Raw genomic sequence first — 20,795 nt, 5'->3', positions numbered from 1 at the left:
CGGAGATGTGTGCCGCGCGCCGACCGTCCTCCTTCCAGTCAATGGGACGCCACGAGCAGCCACGGGAGCACCGCCTGAGCTCGGTGGGACTCATGATCGGTCCCGGCAAGGGCGTCCATGATGGCCTGGCCGATGGAGGTGAAGCGAAGGGCGTACCCGTCAGTGGCGCCATCGAGCTCCGGCCCCTCACTGCTGATCATGAGTACGCCGTATCCCGGAGTGGTGACATCTTCGCGCAGCAGGGCCGCGACGGATGGGGGATCACGCACGTAGAGCTTCGGCTGTACGCAGAGGGATGTGACCGGCAGTTCGTGGGCCGTGGCGAGGTCTGACACGGCATAGTCCGTCCCCGACTCGTCGATCCGCAGGGCCAGTTCCCGCCACCGGCGCCCATCGCCGATGGGTAGCCGAGGAACGTCCCGACGGGCATGGTCCGAGATGATTGCGGCGGCGCGCGCCATCGTGCCGAGCCCCAGGCTCATGGGCTCCGTCGTGAACCAGCCGGTGCGCTCCCACCGATCCAGCCAGATCTGCGTCCGCTCGTCAATCACCGGCGCCGGCGGCTCCGCATCGGCGGTGTGGAGGACGCGGTCGAGCGCGATGCGCGCAGCGGCAGCTGCGAAGGGATCGCAGACCGGCCGGATGCTCTCCCCGTGGAGGTGGAACCCCGTCGTCTCCAGAACTCGCGTCAGGGTCTCCCACGTGGGATCGAGGGTTCTCTTCTCGATGCGGCCGACGGTGGAGGGGCTCAGCTGAGCAAGGCGTGCCAGTTCCGCCCTCGTGATTCCCAGGACGGCCCGGATCCGCACGAGGATCGACGATGCATCCATGGGGCCTCCTGTCATCGTGCGCTCCGGGAGTCGCCTGCGCGTGAGGCTGGTGCGCGAGGCGGGGACAACGCGTCTGCCGCGGCACGGCGGTCCGGGAGAAGAATGGTAACCGCGGGCCGTTCAAGGAGAGGCGGATATGCACATCGCCGTGCGGCCCCACGCAGTCGGGGACTGCTCCGGCCCGCTGTGACGTGGTCGAGTGCCGACGCGCCGTGTCGTGGTCGAGTGCCGACGTGCTGTGTCGTGGTCGAGTGCCGACGCGCCGTGAGGTGGTCGACTGCCGACCCGCGCCGCTCCGTGACTTGCGGATACGCAAGGTGCTGAACGACGTGCACTCCATCCCATCCTGCTGTGGGCTACCGCCCTGTCAGGCGGCCGCGATTCCGGCGTGGGGGTCCCACGCATGGCGCCACGGCGAGCTCCGCGGAACGCAGACGGAGTGCGGACGTACCAAGCGCGTGGACAGGCCCGCGCGGTCAGCCCCGCACGGTCAGCGACTGCTGCGGACTCTCAGCCGCGCCGGGGCCTGCTTCACCGCCCGTATGCGACCGCCGGGATCTGGGTGGCGAGCTTGCCGCCGGAGACGTCCTGGAGCGTGCCGGTGATGTAGGAGGCCTGGTCGCTGGCCAGGAAGATCAGCAGGTTCGCGACGTCGTCGGCGCTCTCCCAACGGCGCAGGGACAGCGTGTCCAGCAGGCGGTCCTGCTGCGCGGCGGGCAGCTCGGTGAAACCGTTCATCGCGGTGGGCACCATGCCCGGGGCGTAGGCGTTCACGGTGATGTCCCAGGGCCCCAGTTCCGAGGCGAGCACCCGGGTCAGCTGCACCACCGCCGACTTCGAGGCCGCGTACGCGGCGCTGCCCACGCTGGGGATGATCGCGGCGAAGGAGGCGGCGTTGAGGATCCGGCCGCGGCCGGCCTTCTGCATCAGCGGCGCGACCGCCTGGCACATCAGGAACACGCCGCCCACGTTCACGTCGAAGCACGCCTTCCAACGGGCCCAGTCGAGCTCGGCCACCTGGCCGACCACGTTGATTCCGGCGTTGTTGACCAGCACGTCGATGGTGCCGTGGCGACGAGCCACCTCGTCCACCGCGGCCTGCACCGACCCGGGATCGGCGACATCGCACACGAGCTGCTCGACCGGGTGCACCGTCGCCTCGCCCTCCTCGGCGGCGTCCGGGAAGGCGAGGTCGAAGGCCACCACCGTCGCACCCTCGGCGGCGAAGCGCTGCGCGAGCACCGCGCCGATGCCGCGCGCGGCGCCGGTGATGACGACGACCCTGTTCCTCAGGTCCAGCTCCATTGCTTCGTCCCTTCTCGTATGTCGACGGTCGTGAGCGCGTCGGCCTGCCGACGAGCCCCGCCAAAAAGCATACTATTGAGGGTCCGAACCCCGGCACGACGAAAGGGATCCTCATGAACGACTCGACCCCGCGCACGCTCTGGATCACCGGCGGAGGCAGCGGCATGGGCCGCGCCATCGCCCGCGTCGCAGCCGGCAACGGCTGGGCGGTCGCCGTCAGCGGACGCCGCCGCGAGGTGCTCGACGAGGTCGTCGAGGAGATCGCGGCCGACGGAGGGACGGCGCTCGCGGTGCCGCTCGACGTGCGCGACAGCGCCGCCGTGGCAGGAGCGGCCCGGACCGTCGTCGAGCGCTTCGGCGGGCTGGATGCCCTGGTGCTCGCCGCCGGCCAGAACACCCCGCAGCGCCGCTGGGACGATCAGTCGATCACCGAGTTCGAGGAGATCGTCGGCACCAACCTCACCGCCGTCGCCGCCACGGTCGACGCCGCCCTGCCGGCGCTGCGCGAGGAAGGCGGCACCGTGGTCGCGATCTCCTCCTACGCGGGATGGTCCCTCCAGCCGGGCGCCGGGGTGGCCTACTCGGCCAGCAAGACCGCGGTCTCCTCCCTGATGCGCACCCTGAACCTGCAGGAGGCGGCCCATGGCGTGCGCGCCTGCCACCTGTGCCCCGGGGACGTCGCCACCGACTTCCTCGACCAGCGGCCGAACGTGCCCGATGCCGCGGCGCGCTCGAAGATGCTCACCCCCCAGGACATCGCCCGCACGGTGAGCTTCGTGCTCGAGTCCCCGGCGCATGTGCGCATCGACGAACTGGTCATCTCGCCCGTCTCCCAGGCATGAGCTCCCAGGCATGAGCTCCGGCGCCACCGCGTTCGAGCGCGCCCTGGACCAGCTGGGCCGCGAGATCGTGTCGGGGCGGATGCCGGTGGGGCACGTCGACACCATCGAGGGACTCGTCGAGCGCACCGGCGCCTCGCGCAGCGTGGTGCGGGAGGTGAGCCGGGTGCTCGGCTCGCTGGGTCTGCTGAGCGCCGGGCGCCGGGTGGGCCTGCGGGTGCTCGGGGCCGAGCACTGGGACGTGCTGGACCCACTGGTGATCCGGTGGCGGCTCGAGGGCCCGGAGCCGCAGGTGCAGATCGACGAGCTCCGGGCTCTGCGCCTGGCGATCGAGCCCGCCGCCGCGGCGGCCGCGGCGCGAACGGTGGGGGAGTGGCGCGCCTCGACGCCCGCCGGCGACAGTCCCGAGCGGGCGCTCGAACCGCTCCGCGCCCTCCACGCCGCCGCAGCGGAGCTCCGCCGCGCCGCCGACGACCCGGAGCCGGCCGCTTTCCTGGCCGCCGACCGTGACCTGCATGCCGCCGTGCTGGCCCTCTCCGGCAACGCGATGTTCGCGCGGCTGCGGACCGTCATCGACGAGCACCTGCGGGAGCGGGCGCTGCGCGAGCGGGCCGGCCTGCCCCCGGAGCCGCAGGACCTCGCGCTGCACCAGCAGGTCGCACGGGCGATCACCGAGGGCAGCCCGTCGGCCGCTGCGTCAGCCATGGGTGAGATCCTAGAACGCACCCGTCTCACCAGGGACTGAAGGCACCGCCGCGGCACGGATCGCGACAGTAGTCTGGCCCGGGGCCGCAGCGAGCGCCCGAGGGACGCTTCCGGGGGAGCCCATGACGACCGCAGTAGTGATCGAAGACGACGACGACATCCGCCGCCTCCTGGAGGTCGTGCTCACCCAGGCCGGGTACACCGTCACCGGTGCAGCCGACGGCGCGGCGGGCCTGGCCGCGATCGGTGCCCAGCCGCCGACCCTCGCGCTGGTCGACGTGGGGTTGCCGGACATGGAGGGGTACGAGGTGGTGCGCCGAGCACGCCCGCAGGTCGCCGGACACATCGTCATGCTGTCGGCCCGCTCCGAGGCGGCGGACGCCCGCAAGGGCCTCGAGGCCGGGGCCGACGAGTACCTCACCAAGCCGTTCCGTCCGCGTCTGCTGCGCCAGCAGCTGGACGAGATCCTCTCCCGTCCGGTGAAGGCGGCCGAGGGCTGAGCCCGTCCCCGGACCTGCGGCACGGGCTATGACGCGGGATGGACCTCGTCCCCGGCGTGGAGCGGCAGGCGGATCGTGAAGGCGGATCCCTGTCCGGGCCGGGAGCGCACGCTGATCTGACCGCCGTGGGCCAGGATGAGCTTGCGGGTCAGGGCCAGGCCGATGCCATGACCGTCGATCCCGCTGGTGCGGGCGGTCTCGGTGCGGTAGTAATCCGTGAACAGGTTCGTCTGCTCCGCGTCGGACATGCCGATGCCGGTGTCGATCACGTTGACCTCCACCGCGCCCCCGGCCACGCAGGTGTGCAGTCGGATGATGCCTCCGCGCGGGGTGTACTTCAGGGCGTTGGAGAGCAGGTTGTCCAGCGCCTGGGTCATGCGGTGCGCGTCCAGGGGGATCGCCGGCGTCTCGCCGGTCTCCCGGATGAGCGTGATGCCCGCCTTCGCCGCCTGCGGGGCGAACGACTCGGCGACCTCGTCGGCGATCTCGGACACGCGCCGGGGGCGCAGCCTGAGCCCTTCGTCGGTGGACCGCAGCACCTGGTCGGCGAGCAGGTCCGAGACGAGCGTCAGCAGCTGCTCGGCATTGCGGTTCGCCACCTCGAGGTAGCCGGCGGCCCCCGCCGGCAGGTCCGGCTCCTCCCGCGCCAGGTCCAGGTAGCCGATCACCGAGGTCAGCGGGGTGCGCAGCTCATGGGAGACCGCGGCGACGAACCTCTCCTGGGTGCGGATCGCCTCGACGTAGGAGGTCACGTCGCTGAAGACGACGACGGCTCCGTTCCGGTGGCCGTGCCGGTCGAGGATCTGTCGGGCCGAGGCGGCGAACTTCCGGCTGGTGGGGCCCGGTGGGCCGATCGAGACCATGTAGTTGCGATACGTCTCCTGCTGCACCGCGCGCCGCACCGGGCGGTCCTCGGGAGGGATCGGCGTCGTGGTGCCCGGGTAGCGCAGCAGCAGGCGCGACTCGTCGGGATCGTCATCGTCCGGCGGGGTCGCGAGATCGTGGATGACGTGCTGAGCGCGGTTCATGATCTGGTCATGACCGTCACGATCGACCACCACGATCCCCACGTCGATGCTGTCGATGACGTTCTCCAGCAGTCGCTCGGAGGTGGCCATGTCCTCGTACAGCCGCTCCTGCTCGGCGAGTGCCGCGGACATCCGGCGGGACTGGCCCTCCATCAGCTTGAGCGCCCCGGACGCCAGCAGCCCGATCTGGAGCACGGTGAACGGCAGCAGCGCGGAGTGGGCGATGGTCAGCGAGTCGATGTGATCGGCCCGGAGCAGGGACGGCACCGTGACGACCAGGGTGGCCGCGACCGTGGCGAGGACCGTGCCGGACACCCGCAGCCGGGCGGCGAGCCAGAGGGTGGGGATGATCGCCAGCAGCGAGATCGCCGTCGTGCTGCCCCGCAGGGCATCCCGGGCCAGACCGATCGCCACGAAGTCGACCAGCGGGATGACGGCGGCCCACCAGGGGCTCAGCCGCGTCCACGGCACGGCGAACGCCGCGACGGTCGCGGCCGTCACCACCGCCAGCGCCGCCAGGTACGAGCCGATCAGCACCACGTCGAGATGCGAGATGGCGATCACCGCGGTGAATCCCAGCAGGAGCAGCGCGAAGTACAGCTGCTTGGCGGCATCCCCGTCGCGCGGCGTCACCACCTCGGCGAGTCGGCGGGTCAGGGACGCGGCGAGATCCATGGAAGCTCCTTCGGTCACCGCGACGGTGCACGGAGGTGAGCCCCATTCTGCCGTCCCACGCCGGTCGTCGGCGCCGCTGGTGATCAGGCGCGGCCAGTGATCGGACGCGGCCGGTGATCGGACGCGGCCGGTGATCAGGCGCGCCCGATGATCAGGCGTGGCCGGTCAGTCGCCCGGCCACTCTCCCACGGCCTTCTCGAAGACCCGGGCGCCGCCCCGGTCCACCGCGGCCTTGATCGCGGCATAGATCGCGCCCTGCAGGGCGGCGGCGACCAGGATCTGTCCCAGCGGCACGTCGGACTTCAACGGATTGGGGGCGTCGGACGCACTCCCGGGGGCGGCGCGCTTCCAGATCTGCTTGAACACCACTCCGGAGAGCGCGCCGGCCAGCAGTCCGCTCACGAGGCCGATGGGTCGGTAGAGGAGCTTGGCGGAGGTGCTGGTGGACTTCTTGTGAGCCATGGGGTCGTCCTTTTCTCGAGAAGGTGCCAGGGGTCAGCGCAGGCGGTCGATGAGCACCCCGACGCCGGCGAACAGCGCGGCTCCCGCCAGCATGGCGGCGGCGGCGTCGACGGGTCCTCCGTGGGAGGCGCCGACAGCATCGCTCCGGGTGGTGCCCGAGCTGGAGTCCGAGCCGGAGCCGCCGACCTTCTCGCGGACCCGGGCGGTGACCGAGCGGGCCTGCTCCCGGACGTGCTCGACCTCCTCGCGGGCGCGCTGCTTGAGACCCTCGACCTGCTGCTCCGCCTGGACCTTCGGGTTGAGCTTGTCGGAGAGGGCTTCGACGGTGTCGCCGAGCTCGCGGCGGGTGCGGACGATGTCGGCCTCGATCTCCTCCGGGCTGGCGTCGGCGGCCGGTTCCGGAGCCGTGCGCGTCCCGTCGGGCGGGCGGATCGGGCCCCCGTCGCGTCGCGCGTGCTCGTCGGCTGAGGTGCTCATGTCAGATCCGCTCCTTGATCTCGTCGATGTCTTGGCGCACGGTCTCGACGGTGCGCTCCGGGGTGGGGGTCAGGCCCTCGGTCTTCTTCTTGCCCAGCAGTGCGGCGATCCCGGCGGCGATCAGCACCACCACGGTGACGATCAGCGCTGCGGCCCAGGCCGGCAGGAACAGCGCCAGCACGAGGACCAGCGTGGTCAGCAGCAGGCCGAAGCCGAACCAGGCCAGGATCGCCCCGGCACCGAACAGGCCAGCGGCGGTGCCGCCCTGCTTGGCCTTCTCGGTGAGCTCGCTGCGGGCGAGCTTCATCTCGTCGCGCACCAGGCGCGACGTCTGCTCGGACAAGCGATCCACGAGGTCGGCGATGGTGGGTTCCGGGGGTGGCGGTGGGGGTGGGGATGCAGCGGTGCTCACGGGGTCTCCCTTCGCAACAGGTGGCGCTCCTGGCGGGCGGCAGTGTCGTTCACTGCCCGGCGCGGTCGCTGCCCGCGGAGACGCCTGATGTGGTGGAGCTCTCAGCTTAGGCGCGACGGGGTGGTGTGTGCGCGGGCGGTCTCCGAGCCGGCTGCGCGGCTCGGCTCTGGCCTGCGCGCTCTTCCCCCGCGTGCCCTCGGCGGGACGCTGTCGACCAAGCGGTCGCCGGTCGCCGCCCGCCGCCCCGCCGGCCGTCAGGAGAGGCGCAGGACGGTGCCCCGGCGGCCGACCTGGAGTCGCACGTAGTAGGCGTCCTGGAGCCCGTCCCCGTCGACGGCGAGCTCTCGGATGCCCTGGCGCACCTGGGAGGGATTGAGGTGCAGGTGCTCACGGGCGAACGCCAGCAGCACCCGCTGGTCCTCCTCCGGCATCGTGTTCCACAGGATCAGGGGCGCGTCGATCCGCAGCTCCGGCTCGGTGGTCGTCGCGGCCAGGTCCGCAGCGCCGGGGTTCCCGACGGCCGCGGTCACGATCCGGGTCGCACTGTCCGGGATCGACAGCACTTCCTCGACGTCCTTCGGCACGGGCGCGACGGAGGTGCCGTCCGGCGTCGGCATCAGCGCGATGCCGGTGAAGGTCATGAGGGTGAACATGGTCGTGAGCAGCAGGAGGGAGGCGAGGACCACGCCGTCCACCGGGGCGCTGACGGTCACGATGCAGTCGAGCGTCCCGCTCCCGCACTGCGGAGCCGGCGCGTCGACCCGGCGGGGCCAGAGGAGGTACCACCCGCTGATCGCGGCCAGGAGGGCCGCGACCACGGCGCTCACGCCCCTCCAGGTCCTCGTCAGCTCCTGGTACTTCTGCTGCGAGCTCTCTCGCTTGGTAGCCATCGGAACCCCTTGTGCTTTCCGGGCAGGGCGGGCCGAATGCCTTCCGCGCCGGTGCCCATTGTGCGCAAATTGTCCGGTTGGCACCACCGGATGATGGATCGCGGGAGAAGTAGGGTCCCACCACGTCAGGGTGGTCTCCGGCTGGACCATCGACGGCCGCGCCGTCCGCCGCGGCACGCCGACCTCCGCGGTGCCGACCCGCTCAGCGCCGCGGTCGTCGTCACCCCATGGACGCGCGTCACGGTGGAGGTGGCCAGGACAGGGGTCCCCGGCAGCGAGTCGAGGATCGTGGACAGCGCGGAGTCGCGCCGGGTGGCACGCACTCGGCCCTCCTGCCGCCGCGCCTCCGAGACGATGCGTGACCATTCCTCGCGCAGCGCGGCGAGGCGCTGCTCGAGGTGCGCTGCCTGTTCGGCGGCGATGCGCACGGCGTCGGCGAAGGTGCTCACCCACACCTCGATCGCGGCGAAGACCTGAGGGGAGTCCGGTGATCCTTGGACGCGGAAGGCCTCCAGGCCCTCGATGTACTCACGATGCAGGGTGGCCAGCACCAGGCTCACCGGCAGGATGGCTTCTGCGGTGAGCCCCCGCCGGGTGAGCACTGTGTGGATGAGGGCGCGTCCGACGCGACCGTTGCCGTCGGGGAACGGGTGGATCGTCTCGAACTGCGCGTGGGTCAGCGCCGCTTTAATGATCGATGAATGGGTGGCGCCGGCCATGTACTGCACCAGGTCCGCCAGCAGATCAGGAACCTCCTCCGGCGGTGGCGGGACGTGCGCGGCCTCGAGTGGGTGGTAGCGCGAGCCGCCGATCCAGTTCTGGGTGCTCCGCTCTCCTTGCGACGAGGTCGGCTCCGCGATGAGCGATGCCTGCAGAGCCGCCAGGTCTGCGACGGTGATGACGTCCTTCTCGGACAGCGCATCGGACGCCTCGCGAACGATCGTCATGTTCCGCGCCACCTGCTGAGCGGTGGCCGAGAGCCCGCGGACATCCTCGTCGAGGGCCAGTTCAGCGAGAGCGATATCCCGCGGGCTGGGGGCGATGCCCTCGATGTAGGACGATGCGATCGCCTCGGAGCGCAGCAGGAACCGTGAGACCAGCCCGAGGTCCTGATGCGCTCCCCGGTTCAGCGCCCGCACGGCGCGCTCCGCGGCGGCCACCTCGGCATCGACCTCGGGTCGTGCGAGCGCGCACCCGGTACGGTGAGTGCAGCGCACCGGGCGGCGGCGCACAGCCGATGGCCGCCATCGTCCCCTGCGGTCTCTTGTCAGGGGTCCCTCGTCTTCAGGAAGGGCTGAGTCCCACGAACCCGTCGGCCCCCAGGCGTTTCGGCCCCCTGCGCGACAAGCACTCCCGGCCCTACCTGATCACCGCCGGGCTGTCGATGATGGGCGACAACATCGAGCACGTCATCACCTACTGGGTGCTCTGGCAGGTCTTCGCCTCCCCCTGGCTCGTCGGCTTCCAGGTGATCAGCCACTGGCTGCCGTTCCTGCTGTTCTCCGTGCTCTTCGGCGGCCTCGCCGAGAAGTACGACTGCCGGCGCATCATCCAGATCGCCCAGGGGCTGTTCGCCCTGGTCTCCCTGGGCTGGGGGCTGCTGTTCCTCACCGACACCCTGGAGATGTGGAGCGCCTGCGTGCTGCTGGTCCTGCACGGCTGCGCGGGCGCCCTGTGGGGACCGGCCGAGCAGCTGATGCTGCACGACTTCGCCGAGCCGCGCGAGCTGCCCAGCGCGGTGCGGCTGAACGCCACCTTCAAGAGCCTCGGCGTGCTGGCCGGGCCCGTGGTCGGCTCGGTGCTGCTCCTGCTGCTGGGGCCGACCTGGGGGATCTTCGCGAACATCCTCTTCTACCTGCCGATGACGCTGCTGATGCTGCGCACCCCGTTCACCGGCCACAGTCGCAGCGGCTTCGTGCGACGCGAGCGGATCTCGATCCTGGACACCCCGCGGGTGCTGCGCACCGTGGGCAGCGACAAGGTGCTGGTGGGCATGATCGCGCTGGCCGGGCTGATCGCGGTGTGCGTCGGCTCCTCGCTGCAGGTCTCGATGCCGAACTTCGCCGACACCCTCGGCGCGGGCGAGGAGGGCGGCCTCGGCTACGGACTGCTGCTGTTCGCCAATGGGATCGGGGGAGTGGTGGGCGGATTCCTGCTCGAGGCCACCGGCATCCTCAGGGTCGACGTGCGCGGCGCCGTGATCGCAGCGGTGATGTTCGGCCTGACCTCGCTGATCGTCGCCACCACCACGTCGTACGCGATCGCGGTGGCGGCACTGGTGATCGGCGGCATCGCCAACCTCGCGGCCACCGCCATCGGCCAGGCGCTCGTGCAGATCCGCGCCCCCGAGGACCAGCGCGGGCGCGTGGTCGGGGTCTACTCGATGATCGGCAGCGGCATGCGCACCGGCAACGGGATCACCCTCGCCTGGCTGGGCGCGCTGCTCGGGGTGAGCGGGGCGGTCGCCGTCGGCGGCATCGCCCTGGTGGTCGGGGCGCTGGTGATCGCGGCGATGGTCGCCTGGCAGACCGGACGGGGCCTGCCGGCCTGAGCGGAGGCGCGAGCCGCCGGCCCGGCAGCTGCCGGGCCAGTGCGCTCAGTGCTCGCGTCGGCGCTGCATCCAGAGCAAGCCGGCGCCGCCGAGCAGCGCGAGCGTCGTGACCGCCGCCGTGGCGCTGACCTCGACGCCCGTCCTGGCGAGCTCCTCGCCCCCGCCGTCGGACGCACTCCCGCCCTCGGTCGTCGCAGCGCCGGACTGCGCCTCCTCGCCGTCGGAGGCGATCTCCTCAGGAGCGGTGCCGACCTGGCCGCCGGAGACGCCATGTGCGAGCAGCGAGACGATCAGCGCGGCGAAGGCGCCCGACTCGCGATCCTCGGAGGACTCCTCCGATGCGTCCGACGGGGCGTCGTCGGCCTCCGGGCCCTCGGCCGCAGGGGCCGGCGCGCCGGGCTGCTGGCCTGCGGCCGACGGGGTGGGCTGTCCGGTCGGGCGGGCGGCCGACGGTGCGGACTCCTCGCCAGGGTTCGGGCCACCGGTCGCGGGGGTGGCAGGTGGCTGGTTCCCGTTCTGGTCCCGGTCGTCGCCGTCGTCGCCGTCAGTGGGCTGCCCGGAGTCCGCAGGCTGCTCAGGAGTCGCGGACTCCGTGGGCTCTGTGGGCTCGCTCGGCTCCGTGGGCTCCGCAGGTGCGGTCGGCTCCGGGGTGGGGGTGGGAGACGGTTCGGGTGCCGGAGTGGGATCGGCGACCGGTTCGGGGTCCGGGGTGGGCTCGGGCGTCGGTTCCGGAGCGGGCTCCGGATCCGGCTCCGGGCTGGGATCCGGCGTCGGGCTGGGAGTCGGCGTCGGCTGGGCGTCCTCCCCGGTCACCGTGAACGAGCCCTGATTGGCCGACTGCTGCGGGAAATCGGCCACGACCCGGTACTCGCCCGGCTCGGACGGCGTGAAGGTAGCCGTGAACGAGCCGTCGCCGCCGGCTTCGATGCCGTCCAGAGTCTGGCGAGAGCTCTCGGAGCTCGGGTCGAAGATGGTGACGCTGCCCGAGGATCGCGGCGTGAAGCAGGTGCCGGACACCGTGACGGCCTCGCCGAGGCCGATGTCCGAGGCGGAGACCCCCGGGCCCCGGTCCTCGCACTCCACCCCGAGCCCGTTGTCGAGCGGCACGTCCGCCTGGGCGACGGCAGGGCCGAGCGCCACGGCCGCAGCGAGGAGGAGCCCCGCGCCGAGACGGGCGCGGGTGGTGCGAGGGACGATCACAGCAACTCCTCGGATGACAGGCAGAACCAGTCCATACTGTAGGAGGCACCATCGCCGGGTTTGGTCCGAAGAAGTGCATGCCGGGGCAAACCTTTCGTGAACACCCGTTCATGTGGTGTCCCGAAGGAGCGCCGATGACCCAGGACGAAGCCACCTCCGCGGCCCCGGTCGAGACGTGGCCGGTCCTGGTCCGCGGCAGTGCAGCGGAGACAGAGTGGCCGGCGCCCCCGGACACCGCCGCGGAATCCGGCGCCCGCACCGTCGGCCCCGCGCTCACGGACGCCCGGGCCCGCGTGATCGCCGACGAGGCCGAGGCGGTCGTGACCGAGATCGCCACCGTCGTCGAGGGCAAGGACGAGGTGGCCCGGATCGCGGTGCTGGTGCTGCTGGCCGGCGGTCACCTGCTCATCGAGGACATCCCCGGGGTCGGCAAGACCATGCTCGCCAAGGCGCTGGCCGCCGCTCTCGGCGCCGAGCGCCACCGGATCCAGTTCACCCCGGACCTGCTGCCCGGCGATGTCACCGGCGCGAGCGTGTTCAACCAGGCCACCAGCGAGTTCGAGTTCCGGCCCGGAGCGGTGTTCACCCAGATCCTGCTCGCGGACGAGATCAACCGCGCCTCCCCGAAGACCCAGTCGGCGCTGCTCGAGGCGATGGAGGAGCGACAGGTCAGCGTCGACGGCACCACCTACGCGCTCGCCGAGCCGTTCATGGTCGTCGCCACCGCCAACCCCGTCGAGATGGAGGGCACCTACCGCCTGCCCGAGGCCCAGCGCGACCGCTTCCTCGCCCAGACCTCCATGGGCTACCCGGTGCCCGCCGCCGAGTCCCGCATGCTCGCCGCGCAGGCGGGACCGGTTCCCCCCGGCGATCGCGACACGCTCGACGCCGTGCGCGAGCGCACCACCCCCGAGCGCTTCGCCGCCCACGTGCGCGCCGTGCGCAGCGCGTACGCCTCCCCGCTGGTCCTGGACTACGTGGTGCGTCTGGCCTCGGCCACCCGCGCCCACCCGCAGGTGACCCTCGGCGCCTCCCCCCGCGCCGCCGTGCACCTGGTGCGCGCCGCCAAGGCCAACGCCGTCCTGGACGGCCGCAGCTACGTCAGCCCCGAGGACATCGCGGCCATGATCATGCCGGTGTGGCGCCACCGCCTGCACCTGAGCCCCCAGGCCCTCTCCCGCGGCGCCAGCGCAGGGCAGCTGATCGACCAGGTGCTGCGCAGCACCCCACAGACGTGACCCCGCGGCCCGGCACGATCCTGCGCCCCACCGCACGGGGCGCGCTGCTGCTGGGGCTGGGCCTGGCCGCCTGGGTGCTCGGCGACCTCACCCGGGTGGTGCCCGCCCGCCAGTTCGCCGCCGCCCTGCTGCTGATGCTGCTGCTCGGCGCGATCGGCATCGCGGTGTGCGGCGTCGGCCTGGGGCCTCGTCGCCGGGTGGTGGACGACGCCGTGCCCGTCGGCGATGCCGCCCGGGTGCAGCTCGAGCTGCGCGGCACCGCCTGGATCACGGTGATACCGCTGGGGCGCGGGGTGGTGCGCGAGCACCTGCCCGCGGCGCTCGGCGGCCAGGGCGATCTGCCGCTGGACTCCCGCATGCCCCATGTGCTGGGCGTCGACCGGCGCGGCCGGCACGAGCTGGGCCCCTACAGCATCATCGTGCGCGACGTGTTCGGGCTGTTCCACCTGCGCCGCACCGTCGCCGACGACCTGCGCATCACCGGACTGCCGGCGATCACCGAGATGTCCCCGGCCGCCGCCCAGGCGCTCGGCATCACCCGCGAGGAGGCGCTGCAGGCCGCGACCGCCCCCGGGATGGGCGAGATCGGACCGATGGCCCGGCCCTACGCCAGCGGGGACGATGTGCGCCGCATCCACTGGCGCGCCAGCGCCCGCACCGGCAGGCTGATGACGCGCGAGGAGGAACCCGCTGCGGGCCGCAGCGCGGTGATCGTGCTGGACACCAGCCGGCGCGCGCACCCCGCGCCGGAGGTGGAGGAGCGTCTGCTCTCCCACGCCGCGACCGTGCTCGAGATGCTGGGCCGCGCCGGCTGGGAGGTGCGGATCCTCGACGCCTCGGGGGACGAGATCACCCGCACCGGCCACCGTCACGGCCGGAGCGGACCCTCGGTGCTGGGCGGCGCGAGCGACGCCGTCGACCAGCGGGCCTCCCTGCTCGCCCTCGCCGACGTCGCCTTCGACGACGACGCCACCGGTATCGGACCGGACCACGCCGCCGGCCATGCCGCCCTGGCCATCGCCCTCGGCCCCGACGGCGGCGAGCCCTTCGGCGGCCTCGAGCTGGACCGCTTCGCCGGCCGCGCCACCCGGCGCACGGCGATCGCGCTGGGCCCGGCGCTCGTGGACGAGCAGGAGCCCGAGGTGCCCCGTCGTACCCGTCGGACCGGACCTGCCGACGGGGACGAATTCGGCCACGCCCATGAGCAGCACGCCCGGCAGCTTGCGACCCGCCCGCGCCGCGTCCCGGCCCGGTCCCGGCACGGCGCCTGGATGCTGGTGCGCGGCACCACCGCCGACTCGCTCACCGATCTGCTCACCGTGGCCGCCGAGGAGGACGCGGCATGAGCTCCCTGCTGGGCCGCCCCGCCCTCGCCGGCCGCCACCTCGTCGGCCGCGCCCTGCTGCTCCTGACCGCGATCGTGCTCTCCGCGGCTCCCGCCTCCCAGCTGCTGGCCGGCAGCTCCTGGTTGTTGCTCACCGTGGCCACCGCCGCCCCCGTGATCCTCAGCGGGATCCTGCTGCGCCGTCTGCTCCGTCATCAGGTGCTGGTGCCCCTCGCCCAGGCGGCGGTGATCGTGGTGCTGGTGCTCGGGGTGGAGTCCGCCCACGGGCTCACCCAGCTGCAGGACGGGCCGTTCGGGGTGCTGCGCGATCAGCTGGTGATCTTCCCCGCCGCGGTCAGCGAGCTGGCCGGCGGACTGGTGCCGCTGACCCTCGGCGCCCGCGGCACGGTGCTGGTGGTGCTGCTGATCAGCCTGCTGGCGCTCGCGCTGGACGTGCTGTACCTCGAGCTGGGCTGGCACACCCCGACCGCCCTGGTGCTGACGGCCTCGCTCCTGCTGCCCGCCCTGCAGCAGCCCGCCGGCGGGCCCTGGTGGAACGTCGTCGCCCCGGTCCTGGCCGGGGCGCTGATCCTGGCGACCCGCACCGTCCACGCCGATCCGCGCCATCTCCACGGCGATCGTCGGCCGCAGGCCGGGCCGGCGGCCCGTCCCGGTCGGACGCTCGCCGCGACCGCGCTGTGCGTGGCACTGGTCGCCGGTCTCGCGGCGCCCCTGGCGGGGGCGCTGCCGGAGCTCGCCCCGCCCCGCATCGCGCTGGACATCGACCTGCTGTACCGCCTGCAGAGCCGCGAGGGTCCCACCCTGGGCCCGGTGATGATCGACGACGACGTCTCCGTGCGCCGCAGCCTCCTCGAGCAGGACGACACCGAGGTGCTGCGCTACACCACCACCGCCCAGAGCCCCTCGTACCTGCGCCTGCGCACCCTGAACGCCTTCGACGGCGAGGCCTTCCGGTCGGACGTCGAGGCGGAGGAGGCGATCGGGGGCGTCGGCGCCTTCTCCGACGCCCGCGACGACGGGGAGTCGCTGCGCGCCGACCCGGCGGACTTCATCGACACCGACGTCCGGGTCACCGACTTCGCCGGCGACCGGCTGCCCGTGCCGGACAACGTGCGCGAGGTCCGCGGCGCCGACCCGGGGCTCGAGCTGACCGTGCAGCCCTCCAACGGCGAGATCGCCCTGAACGGCGCCTCCGCCGTGCTCTCGGGCCAGCGCTACACCGTGGCCTCGGAACCCAGCACCGCCACCGCCGACGAGCTGCGCGGCGTGGACCCCGCGGTCTTCGAGGTGCCCTTCCGCATCGGCTACACCTCCCGCGAGGAGGTGCCCGAGGCCGCCGCGCAGCTCGCGAAGGAGCTCGCCGCGGACGCCGACACCGCCTTCGACACCGCGGTCGCGTTCCAGGACTACTTCCGCGGCTCCTTCGCGTACTCGCTGACGGTCACCAGCCCGCCGGGGGAGGACCCGCTGGAGTCCTTCCTCGCCGACCGCATCGGCTACTGCGAGCAGTTCGCCTCCGCGTTCGCGCTGATGATGACCTCCCAGGGCTACCCCGCCCGGGTGGTCATCGGCTTCACGCCCGGGGAGCTGGACGGCGAGCAGTGGACCGTGAGCGCGAAGAACGCGCACGCCTGGCCCGAGGTGTGGTTCGGCCCCGAGCACGGCTGGGTGCGGTTCGAGCCGACGCCGGCCGCCGCCGCCAACGGGGTGCGCCAGCCCGGGGTGACCGCCGAGGGCGCGGGGCAGGAGGAGGTCGGTGTGCCGGCCCCCGAGGTCACCGACGTGCCCACCGCGGAGATCCCCTCGAGCGACGAGGACCCCGCCGCCGACGACGCCGCCGCGGCCGCGGCGGCCTCCGACAGCGGCGGCGACGGGGGCAGCGGTCCGATCACTCTCTCGCGTGTGCAGCGGGGGGTGCTGACGGCGCTCCTGGCCGGTGCGCTGCTGGCCGCGGGCGCCGCGGTGGCCGTGGTGAGGGTCCGCCGAGCCCGGGCCCGGGCGCGGGACGAGCGCTGGGCGGCGGTGCTGGGTGGGAGTGCAGGAGGGGGCGGTCGCGGTGGCGGTGCCGGTGCCGGTGGTGGGCCTTCCGCGGGCGCCGCCCCGGTGGCGACGGCGCTCGCCGCTGAACGGGGACGACGCCGCGCCGGGGAACTGGCCTGGTCCGAGCTGACCCATGAGCTCACTGCGCGCGAGCGCGCGATCCGCTGGCTCGGCGTCACGGGAGCCTGGGGCAGGCCTCCGACGCGTATCGCCCTGGACCCCGCGCTGCCGCCGGCCCGTGCGCTCGAGGACCTGCTGGACCAGATCGACGCCGGCGAGGTCGAGGTCACCCCGGAGCACCGCGCCGCCGCGGGCCGCATCGCCGCGGCGTTCACGGCCGCCCGGTACGCCGCGCCGCTGCCGGAAGCAGATCCGGAGCGGGCCGAGGCGGGCGGGGGAGCGCGCCCTCAGCACCCGCTGCGCGAGGACTCGGACCTCATCGGGGGGCTGGTCCGCACCGCGCGCTGAGGCGTTCGCGCGCCTCTTCTGCGCGGTCAGCGGCACAATCCGGTCCGAATCGCCCGACATGTATCATTCGTCACGCCGCTCGCTCACACCGCGTTTCCGATCATGGAAGGGTGACATGACACCCGTATCACGCCGTACCTTCGTGGGGGCCGTCCCCGCGATCGCCGCCTTCCTCGGGGCCAAGCCCGTCCCCGAGCCAGGAGCGGGCCAGGCCCCACCACTGCCCATCGAAGCCGGGGCGGAGTGGGCGTATCGCTACGAGACCGCGCCACCGCCCGCCGAGTGGGCGTCCCCGACGTTCGATGCGTCCGCTTGGGACGTCGGCCCCGCACCCGTCAGCTGGGAACCCGTCGAGGACGGCACCGAGCTCATCGCCGACGGCACTCGGCCGCTCGCCGCCTACTTCCGGCGCACCTTCACCGTCGAGGATCCGGCCGCCGTCGCCTCCCTCGAGATCACCACCCGCGCTGATGACGGCATCGTGGTCTACGTCAACGGCACCGAGGTCGAGCGGACCAACATGCCCACCGGCACGGTCGACCACGGCACGTACGCCACCGCCGCCCCTCGCAAGCCGACCCCGGTCACGACCACCGCGTCGGGCACTCTGCTCACGCCCGGCCTGAACGTGATCGCCGCCGCGGTGCACCTCAACTGGAGACAGACCCCCTCCGTCAGCTTCGAGCTCGAGGCCCAGGCCGTCCCGGCGCAGAGCCGTCCGGCCCCCTCCGACTGCACCGTGGCCATCTACAACGGCACCGACGACGGTGCGGACGACCTCTTCGGCGCCGCCCTCGGGGGCGCGCTCGGCGCCGGCGTCTCGTACTACACGAGCGCCGCGAAGCAGAGCGACCGGTTCGTCCTGCGCTCCTGGGACCTGGCCCGGATCGCCCTCGGCCACGTCCCCTACATCCACCTGCAGTCCGTGTCGCACAACGCGGAGGTCGGCGCCGACGTCCAGTACTACCCGTGGCAGCACGTCGCCGACGGGGTCCATGACGAGGACTTCATCCACTGGGCACACGCGCTGAAGAACGCCCCGGCCGGGACGTCGTTCTCCTTCGAAGGCGAACCCGAGGTCCGACTCCAGGAGGGCAGCCACCAGTCGGTCCCGAACCCCAACAGCCCCGTGGCCTGGCCCAAGGGCTGGCCACAGAACGGGGACGGACTGAACACGCCCAAGGCCTATGCGGCAGCACAGCGGCGCATCCACAGCCTCATGCACCCCATCGCCCCGCACATCGACTACCGGTTCTGGTTCGCCGGGCATCAGCGGAACGAGGCCATGGAGGCGTTCTACCCGGGTGACGCCTATGTCGATTCGATTGGGATCGACCCCTACGTCTGGCTGCACAATCCCGCCTCGACCACCCCATTGCAGAAGTACGAGCCGATCGTGGACTGGATCCGGTCACGGTCCTGGGGGCGCGGGAAGCCGATCGGCATCTCCGAGACCGGGATCGACACCCGTCACGGCGATGCGGCCGGCGCAGCGTTCTGGGGCGGGATGCCCCAGGCCGTGGAGAGGCTCGACCTGGCCTTCGTCACGCTCTACAACCGCGGGCACTGGCGGATCACCCCCACCAGCTACCCGCGCTCCTGGGCCGCCTACGTGAAGGCGATGAAGAAGATCGCCGCGTGACCTGCTGAGGGTGGCTCCCGGGTGCGGGACGGCTCGGGTCCGTCCGCGGCAGGACTCCGAGGTGGCCGCTGAGCCGCCGCCCGGAACCTGACCGACGAGTCATGTGCGCTGGGCTTCCACGAACGGAAGCTCAGCGCACATGACTGCGCGGTGGCCGGGGCGAGGTCTCAGTCCCGGGGTCGACCCCAGGCCCGGAACCAGGCCTCAGGTCCGGGGGTAGACCCCAGGCCCGGGGCCAGACCCCATGCCCTGGTGCCAGGTCCGGGGGCAGGCGTCATGACCGGTGCTCGCCTGGGGCAGGCCGCGGGTGGCGCAGGCCGCCGGGCGCGGGGTGTGAGGCGAGAATTGTGAAGTGGTCTTGGGCCCGCTAACCAAGGGTTACCGGCGAGTTATGTGCATCTGGCTTCCAAGATTGGAAGCAGGGTGCACATAACTGTCCGGTAGCCGGGGTAGCCGGGGTGGCCGGGGCAACCCGGGTGGGCGCACGGTGCCGGTGCCGGTGCCGGTGCCGGTGTCGGCACCGGGGCCGGGGCACCGCGGCCGGGGCTCAGTGCTCGACCGCGCCGACGACCTCGGCCCCGCCCTCGGCGTGCTCGGCGGCGGCGACGTCGGCCGGACCGGAGGCCCCGGCGCCGTCGCCGAACAGGCGGTGCGCGGCCTGCTCCTCGAAGATGCGAGCCGCGCGCAGCGAGTCGACCTCACCGACCACGGGGTTCGGCTGGTGGGTGGCGCGGGTGCCGCCGTACAGCGAGACCAGGTTCATCGCCACGGCGCGCTGGTTGCGGTGGCCGATCATCTTGGTCACGTGCACGCCCAGCCACGCCGCCCAGCCCAGCGCGCCGCTGAGCCCGCCGAGCACGGGGACCTCCGCGATCGCGGCATGGCGCCCGATGGTGGCCATCGTGCCGAGGTCCGTGTAGGAGAACTTCTTGCGGGGCTTGCCGGCGACCTCCGCGGCGATGGCCTTGGCGGCGGCCCGTCCCATCTGGATCGCGGGCTGCGCGAGCTGGGGGAGGGGGTCGTCCTGGGCGGCGATGTCCCCGGCGGCGTAGACGCCCGGGAAGCCCTTGACCTGCAGGTAGTCGTCCACCGCGATGCGGCCGCGGCGATCCTGCGGGAAGCCCCAGTCGGAGACCGACTCCGGGATGCCGACGCCGGCCGCCCAGATCGTGATGTCGGACTCGAGGACCGTGTCGTCGTCCAGGACCACGTGGTCGTAGCCCACGGCCTTCACGCCGTGGCCGAGGCGCAGGACGACGCCGCGGTCGCGCAGCTCGTCGGCCGCGTAGTGGCGGAACTTCGGCATGAACTCCTTGATCAGCTCCTGGCCGCGTTGCACCACGGTGACCTGCAGGGTGCCGGGGTCCATCTCGGGGTAGAGGATGTCGAGCTCCTGCATGCGGAAGTCCGCCAGGGCGCCGGCGATCTCCACCCCCGTCGGCCCGCCGCCGACGATGCACACGTGCAGCTTGTCGTGGCTGGTGCCGACCTCCCGGCTGGAGCGCTCCAGCTCGGAGAAGATGCGGTCGCGGATCCGCAGCGCCTGGCTGCGGGTGTACATCGGCATCGCGTGCTCCTCGGCGCCGGGGGTGCCGAAGTACGTGGTGGTCGCGCCGTTGGCGATCAGCAGGTAGTCGTAGGGGAGCTCCTGGATGCCCTTCTGGCCCTCGTCGAGGCGCACCACCTTGCGCTCGGGATCCACGCCCTCGACCTCGCCCTGGCGGTAGCGCATGTTGGGCACCTTCAGCGAGAGGCCGCGCAGGAACATGGTGACGTCGCCCGGGTTCAGGCCGGCGGTGGCGACCTGGTACAGCAGCGGCTGGAAGGTCTTGTAGACGTTGCGGTCGATCAGGGTCACGCGCACCCGGGCGTCGCGCAGCGCGGAGACCGCGTGGGCGCCGGCGAAGCCGCCGCCCAGGATGATCACGTGCGGCCAGCTCGCGCCGTCCTTCGCGGGAACGGTGGGGCGACGGCTGAGGAAGGGCAGGACCATGGCGAGGACTCCTTGGGCGATGCGTCGGCGGCCCGGGCGCAGCGATCGGCCGGCCGGGTCGTGATCCGCATCTGACAGGGGAGGGAGCAGAGGAGCGGGCGGGCTGCGGGCGGTGCCGACTGCGACCCGGGGACCGGCTCCATGAGCATCGGAGCCGGGATCCCTGTGCACGGGCTGCAGCGGACCGTCCGAAGT

General features: G+C 72.6%; 18 protein-coding genes. 8 read left to right on the top strand and 10 right to left on the bottom strand.

The features are described 5' to 3' along the window. Nucleotides 1–38: 38 nt before the first annotated feature. Nucleotides 39–830 (bottom strand): helix-turn-helix transcriptional regulator, encoded by a 792-nt coding sequence (locus ACOJUI_RS14800; protein ID WP_422115701.1) that lies wholly within the window; start codon nucleotides 828–830, stop codon nucleotides 39–41. A gap of 531 nt (nucleotides 831–1,361) precedes the next feature. After that, on the bottom strand, nucleotides 1,362–2,135 hold the full coding sequence (locus tag ACOJUI_RS14795; RefSeq protein WP_422115700.1) for an SDR family NAD(P)-dependent oxidoreductase: 774 nt from the start codon (nucleotides 2,133–2,135) through the stop codon (nucleotides 1,362–1,364). A gap of 113 nt (nucleotides 2,136–2,248) precedes the next feature. On the opposite strand from ACOJUI_RS14795, the gene ACOJUI_RS14790 reads away from it, so the two are divergent. The 3 genes from ACOJUI_RS14790 (at nucleotide 2,249) to ACOJUI_RS14780 (ending at nucleotide 4,179) form a co-directional block, all read left to right on the top strand. Continuing rightward, nucleotides 2,249–2,977 carry an SDR family oxidoreductase gene (locus ACOJUI_RS14790; protein ID WP_422115699.1) on the top strand — a complete coding sequence of 243 codons (729 nt, stop codon included), beginning with the start codon at nucleotides 2,249–2,251 and terminating at the stop codon, nucleotides 2,975–2,977. 10 nt (nucleotides 2,978–2,987) lie between these two features. Beyond that, nucleotides 2,988–3,719, top strand: coding sequence for a FadR/GntR family transcriptional regulator (locus ACOJUI_RS14785; RefSeq protein WP_422115698.1), 732 nt, complete (start codon nucleotides 2,988–2,990; stop codon nucleotides 3,717–3,719). Between the two features lie 82 nt (nucleotides 3,720–3,801). After that, nucleotides 3,802–4,179, top strand: a complete 378-nt coding sequence (locus tag ACOJUI_RS14780; RefSeq protein WP_422115697.1) for a response regulator transcription factor — start codon at nucleotides 3,802–3,804, stop codon at nucleotides 4,177–4,179. A 26-nt stretch (nucleotides 4,180–4,205) separates the two neighbouring features. On the opposite strand, the gene ACOJUI_RS14775 is transcribed toward ACOJUI_RS14780, so the two are convergent. From ACOJUI_RS14775 to ACOJUI_RS14750, 6 genes are all read right to left on the bottom strand, one after another. Beyond that, nucleotides 4,206–5,882, bottom strand: a complete 1,677-nt coding sequence (locus tag ACOJUI_RS14775) for an ATP-binding protein (protein WP_422115696.1) — start codon at nucleotides 5,880–5,882, stop codon at nucleotides 4,206–4,208. 165 nt (nucleotides 5,883–6,047) lie between these two features. Beyond that, nucleotides 6,048–6,344: a DUF4235 domain-containing protein gene (locus ACOJUI_RS14770; protein ID WP_422115695.1), complete on the bottom strand. Its 297-nt coding sequence runs from the start codon at nucleotides 6,342–6,344 to the stop codon at nucleotides 6,048–6,050. A 33-nt stretch (nucleotides 6,345–6,377) separates the two neighbouring features. Continuing rightward, nucleotides 6,378–6,821, bottom strand: a complete 444-nt coding sequence (locus ACOJUI_RS14765; protein ID WP_422115694.1) for a DUF3618 domain-containing protein — start codon at nucleotides 6,819–6,821, stop codon at nucleotides 6,378–6,380. A gap of 1 nt (nucleotide 6,822) precedes the next feature. Continuing rightward, nucleotides 6,823–7,233: a phage holin family protein gene (locus ACOJUI_RS14760; protein ID WP_422115693.1), complete on the bottom strand. Its 411-nt coding sequence runs from the start codon at nucleotides 7,231–7,233 to the stop codon at nucleotides 6,823–6,825. Nucleotides 7,234–7,487: 254 nt separating this feature from the next. Then, nucleotides 7,488–8,123 (bottom strand): hypothetical protein, encoded by a 636-nt coding sequence (locus ACOJUI_RS14755; RefSeq protein ID WP_422115692.1) that lies wholly within the window; start codon nucleotides 8,121–8,123, stop codon nucleotides 7,488–7,490. 125 nt (nucleotides 8,124–8,248) lie between these two features. Further along, nucleotides 8,249–9,283 (bottom strand): Fic family protein, encoded by a 1,035-nt coding sequence (locus ACOJUI_RS14750; RefSeq protein ID WP_422115691.1) that lies wholly within the window; start codon nucleotides 9,281–9,283, stop codon nucleotides 8,249–8,251. A gap of 104 nt (nucleotides 9,284–9,387) precedes the next feature. Here ACOJUI_RS14750 and ACOJUI_RS14745 point away from each other — a divergent pair, with 104 nt between their 5' ends. Then, entirely contained in the window at nucleotides 9,388–10,674 is a 1,287-nt protein-coding gene (locus ACOJUI_RS14745; RefSeq protein ID WP_422115690.1) for an MFS transporter, read from the top strand. A 45-nt stretch (nucleotides 10,675–10,719) separates the two neighbouring features. On the opposite strand, the gene ACOJUI_RS14740 is transcribed toward ACOJUI_RS14745, so the two are convergent. Next, nucleotides 10,720–11,874, bottom strand: coding sequence for a hypothetical protein (locus tag ACOJUI_RS14740; protein WP_422115689.1), 1,155 nt, complete (start codon nucleotides 11,872–11,874; stop codon nucleotides 10,720–10,722). A gap of 134 nt (nucleotides 11,875–12,008) precedes the next feature. Here ACOJUI_RS14740 and ACOJUI_RS14735 point away from each other — a divergent pair, with 134 nt between their 5' ends. From ACOJUI_RS14735 to ACOJUI_RS14720, 4 genes are all read left to right on the top strand, one after another. Further along, nucleotides 12,009–13,112 (top strand): AAA family ATPase, encoded by a 1,104-nt coding sequence (locus ACOJUI_RS14735; RefSeq protein WP_422115688.1) that lies wholly within the window; start codon nucleotides 12,009–12,011, stop codon nucleotides 13,110–13,112. After that, nucleotides 13,109–14,458 (top strand): DUF58 domain-containing protein, encoded by a 1,350-nt coding sequence (locus tag ACOJUI_RS14730; protein ID WP_422115687.1) that lies wholly within the window; start codon nucleotides 13,109–13,111, stop codon nucleotides 14,456–14,458. Before ACOJUI_RS14735 ends, ACOJUI_RS14730 begins: the two co-directional genes overlap by 4 nt. Beyond that, nucleotides 14,455–16,965, top strand: coding sequence for a transglutaminaseTgpA domain-containing protein (locus ACOJUI_RS14725; protein ID WP_422115686.1), 2,511 nt, complete (start codon nucleotides 14,455–14,457; stop codon nucleotides 16,963–16,965). The genes ACOJUI_RS14730 and ACOJUI_RS14725 overlap by 4 nt, the downstream gene beginning before the upstream one ends. A 115-nt stretch (nucleotides 16,966–17,080) precedes the next feature. After that, on the top strand, nucleotides 17,081–18,607 hold the full coding sequence (locus tag ACOJUI_RS14720; protein ID WP_422115685.1) for a hypothetical protein: 1,527 nt from the start codon (nucleotides 17,081–17,083) through the stop codon (nucleotides 18,605–18,607). Between the two features lie 547 nt (nucleotides 18,608–19,154). Here the strand turns inward: ACOJUI_RS14720 and ACOJUI_RS14715 are convergent. Further along, entirely contained in the window at nucleotides 19,155–20,600 is a 1,446-nt protein-coding gene (locus ACOJUI_RS14715; RefSeq protein ID WP_422115684.1) for an NAD(P)/FAD-dependent oxidoreductase, read from the bottom strand. Nucleotides 20,601–20,795: the final 195 nt, after the last annotated feature.

The organism is Brachybacterium sp. UNK5269, assembly GCF_049266655.1.
Classification (GTDB): domain Bacteria; phylum Actinomycetota; class Actinomycetes; order Actinomycetales; family Dermabacteraceae; genus Brachybacterium.
This window is presented reverse-complemented; position numbering and strand designations above follow the sequence as displayed.

Coding starts and splice junctions, on each gene's coding strand:
- ACOJUI_RS14790 (WP_422115699.1), top strand. CDS start 2,249: ATGAACGACTCGACCCCGCGCACGCTCTGGATCACCGGCGGAGGCAGC.
- ACOJUI_RS14785 (WP_422115698.1), top strand. CDS start 2,988: ATGAGCTCCGGCGCCACCGCGTTCGAGCGCGCCCTGGACCAGCTGGGC.
- ACOJUI_RS14795 (WP_422115700.1), bottom strand. CDS start 2,135: ATGGAGCTGGACCTGAGGAACAGGGTCGTCGTCATCACCGGCGCCGCG.
- ACOJUI_RS14735 (WP_422115688.1), top strand. CDS start 12,009: ATGACCCAGGACGAAGCCACCTCCGCGGCCCCGGTCGAGACGTGGCCG.
- ACOJUI_RS14775 (WP_422115696.1), bottom strand. CDS start 5,882: ATGGATCTCGCCGCGTCCCTGACCCGCCGACTCGCCGAGGTGGTGACG.
- ACOJUI_RS14800 (WP_422115701.1), bottom strand. CDS start 830: ATGGATGCATCGTCGATCCTCGTGCGGATCCGGGCCGTCCTGGGAATC.
- ACOJUI_RS14765 (WP_422115694.1), bottom strand. CDS start 6,821: ATGAGCACCTCAGCCGACGAGCACGCGCGACGCGACGGGGGCCCGATC.
- ACOJUI_RS14755 (WP_422115692.1), bottom strand. CDS start 8,123: ATGGCTACCAAGCGAGAGAGCTCGCAGCAGAAGTACCAGGAGCTGACG.
- ACOJUI_RS14770 (WP_422115695.1), bottom strand. CDS start 6,344: ATGGCTCACAAGAAGTCCACCAGCACCTCCGCCAAGCTCCTCTACCGA.
- ACOJUI_RS14725 (WP_422115686.1), top strand. CDS start 14,455: ATGAGCTCCCTGCTGGGCCGCCCCGCCCTCGCCGGCCGCCACCTCGTC.
- ACOJUI_RS14780 (WP_422115697.1), top strand. CDS start 3,802: ATGACGACCGCAGTAGTGATCGAAGACGACGACGACATCCGCCGCCTC.
- ACOJUI_RS14720 (WP_422115685.1), top strand. CDS start 17,081: ATGACACCCGTATCACGCCGTACCTTCGTGGGGGCCGTCCCCGCGATC.
- ACOJUI_RS14715 (WP_422115684.1), bottom strand. CDS start 20,600: ATGGTCCTGCCCTTCCTCAGCCGTCGCCCCACCGTTCCCGCGAAGGAC.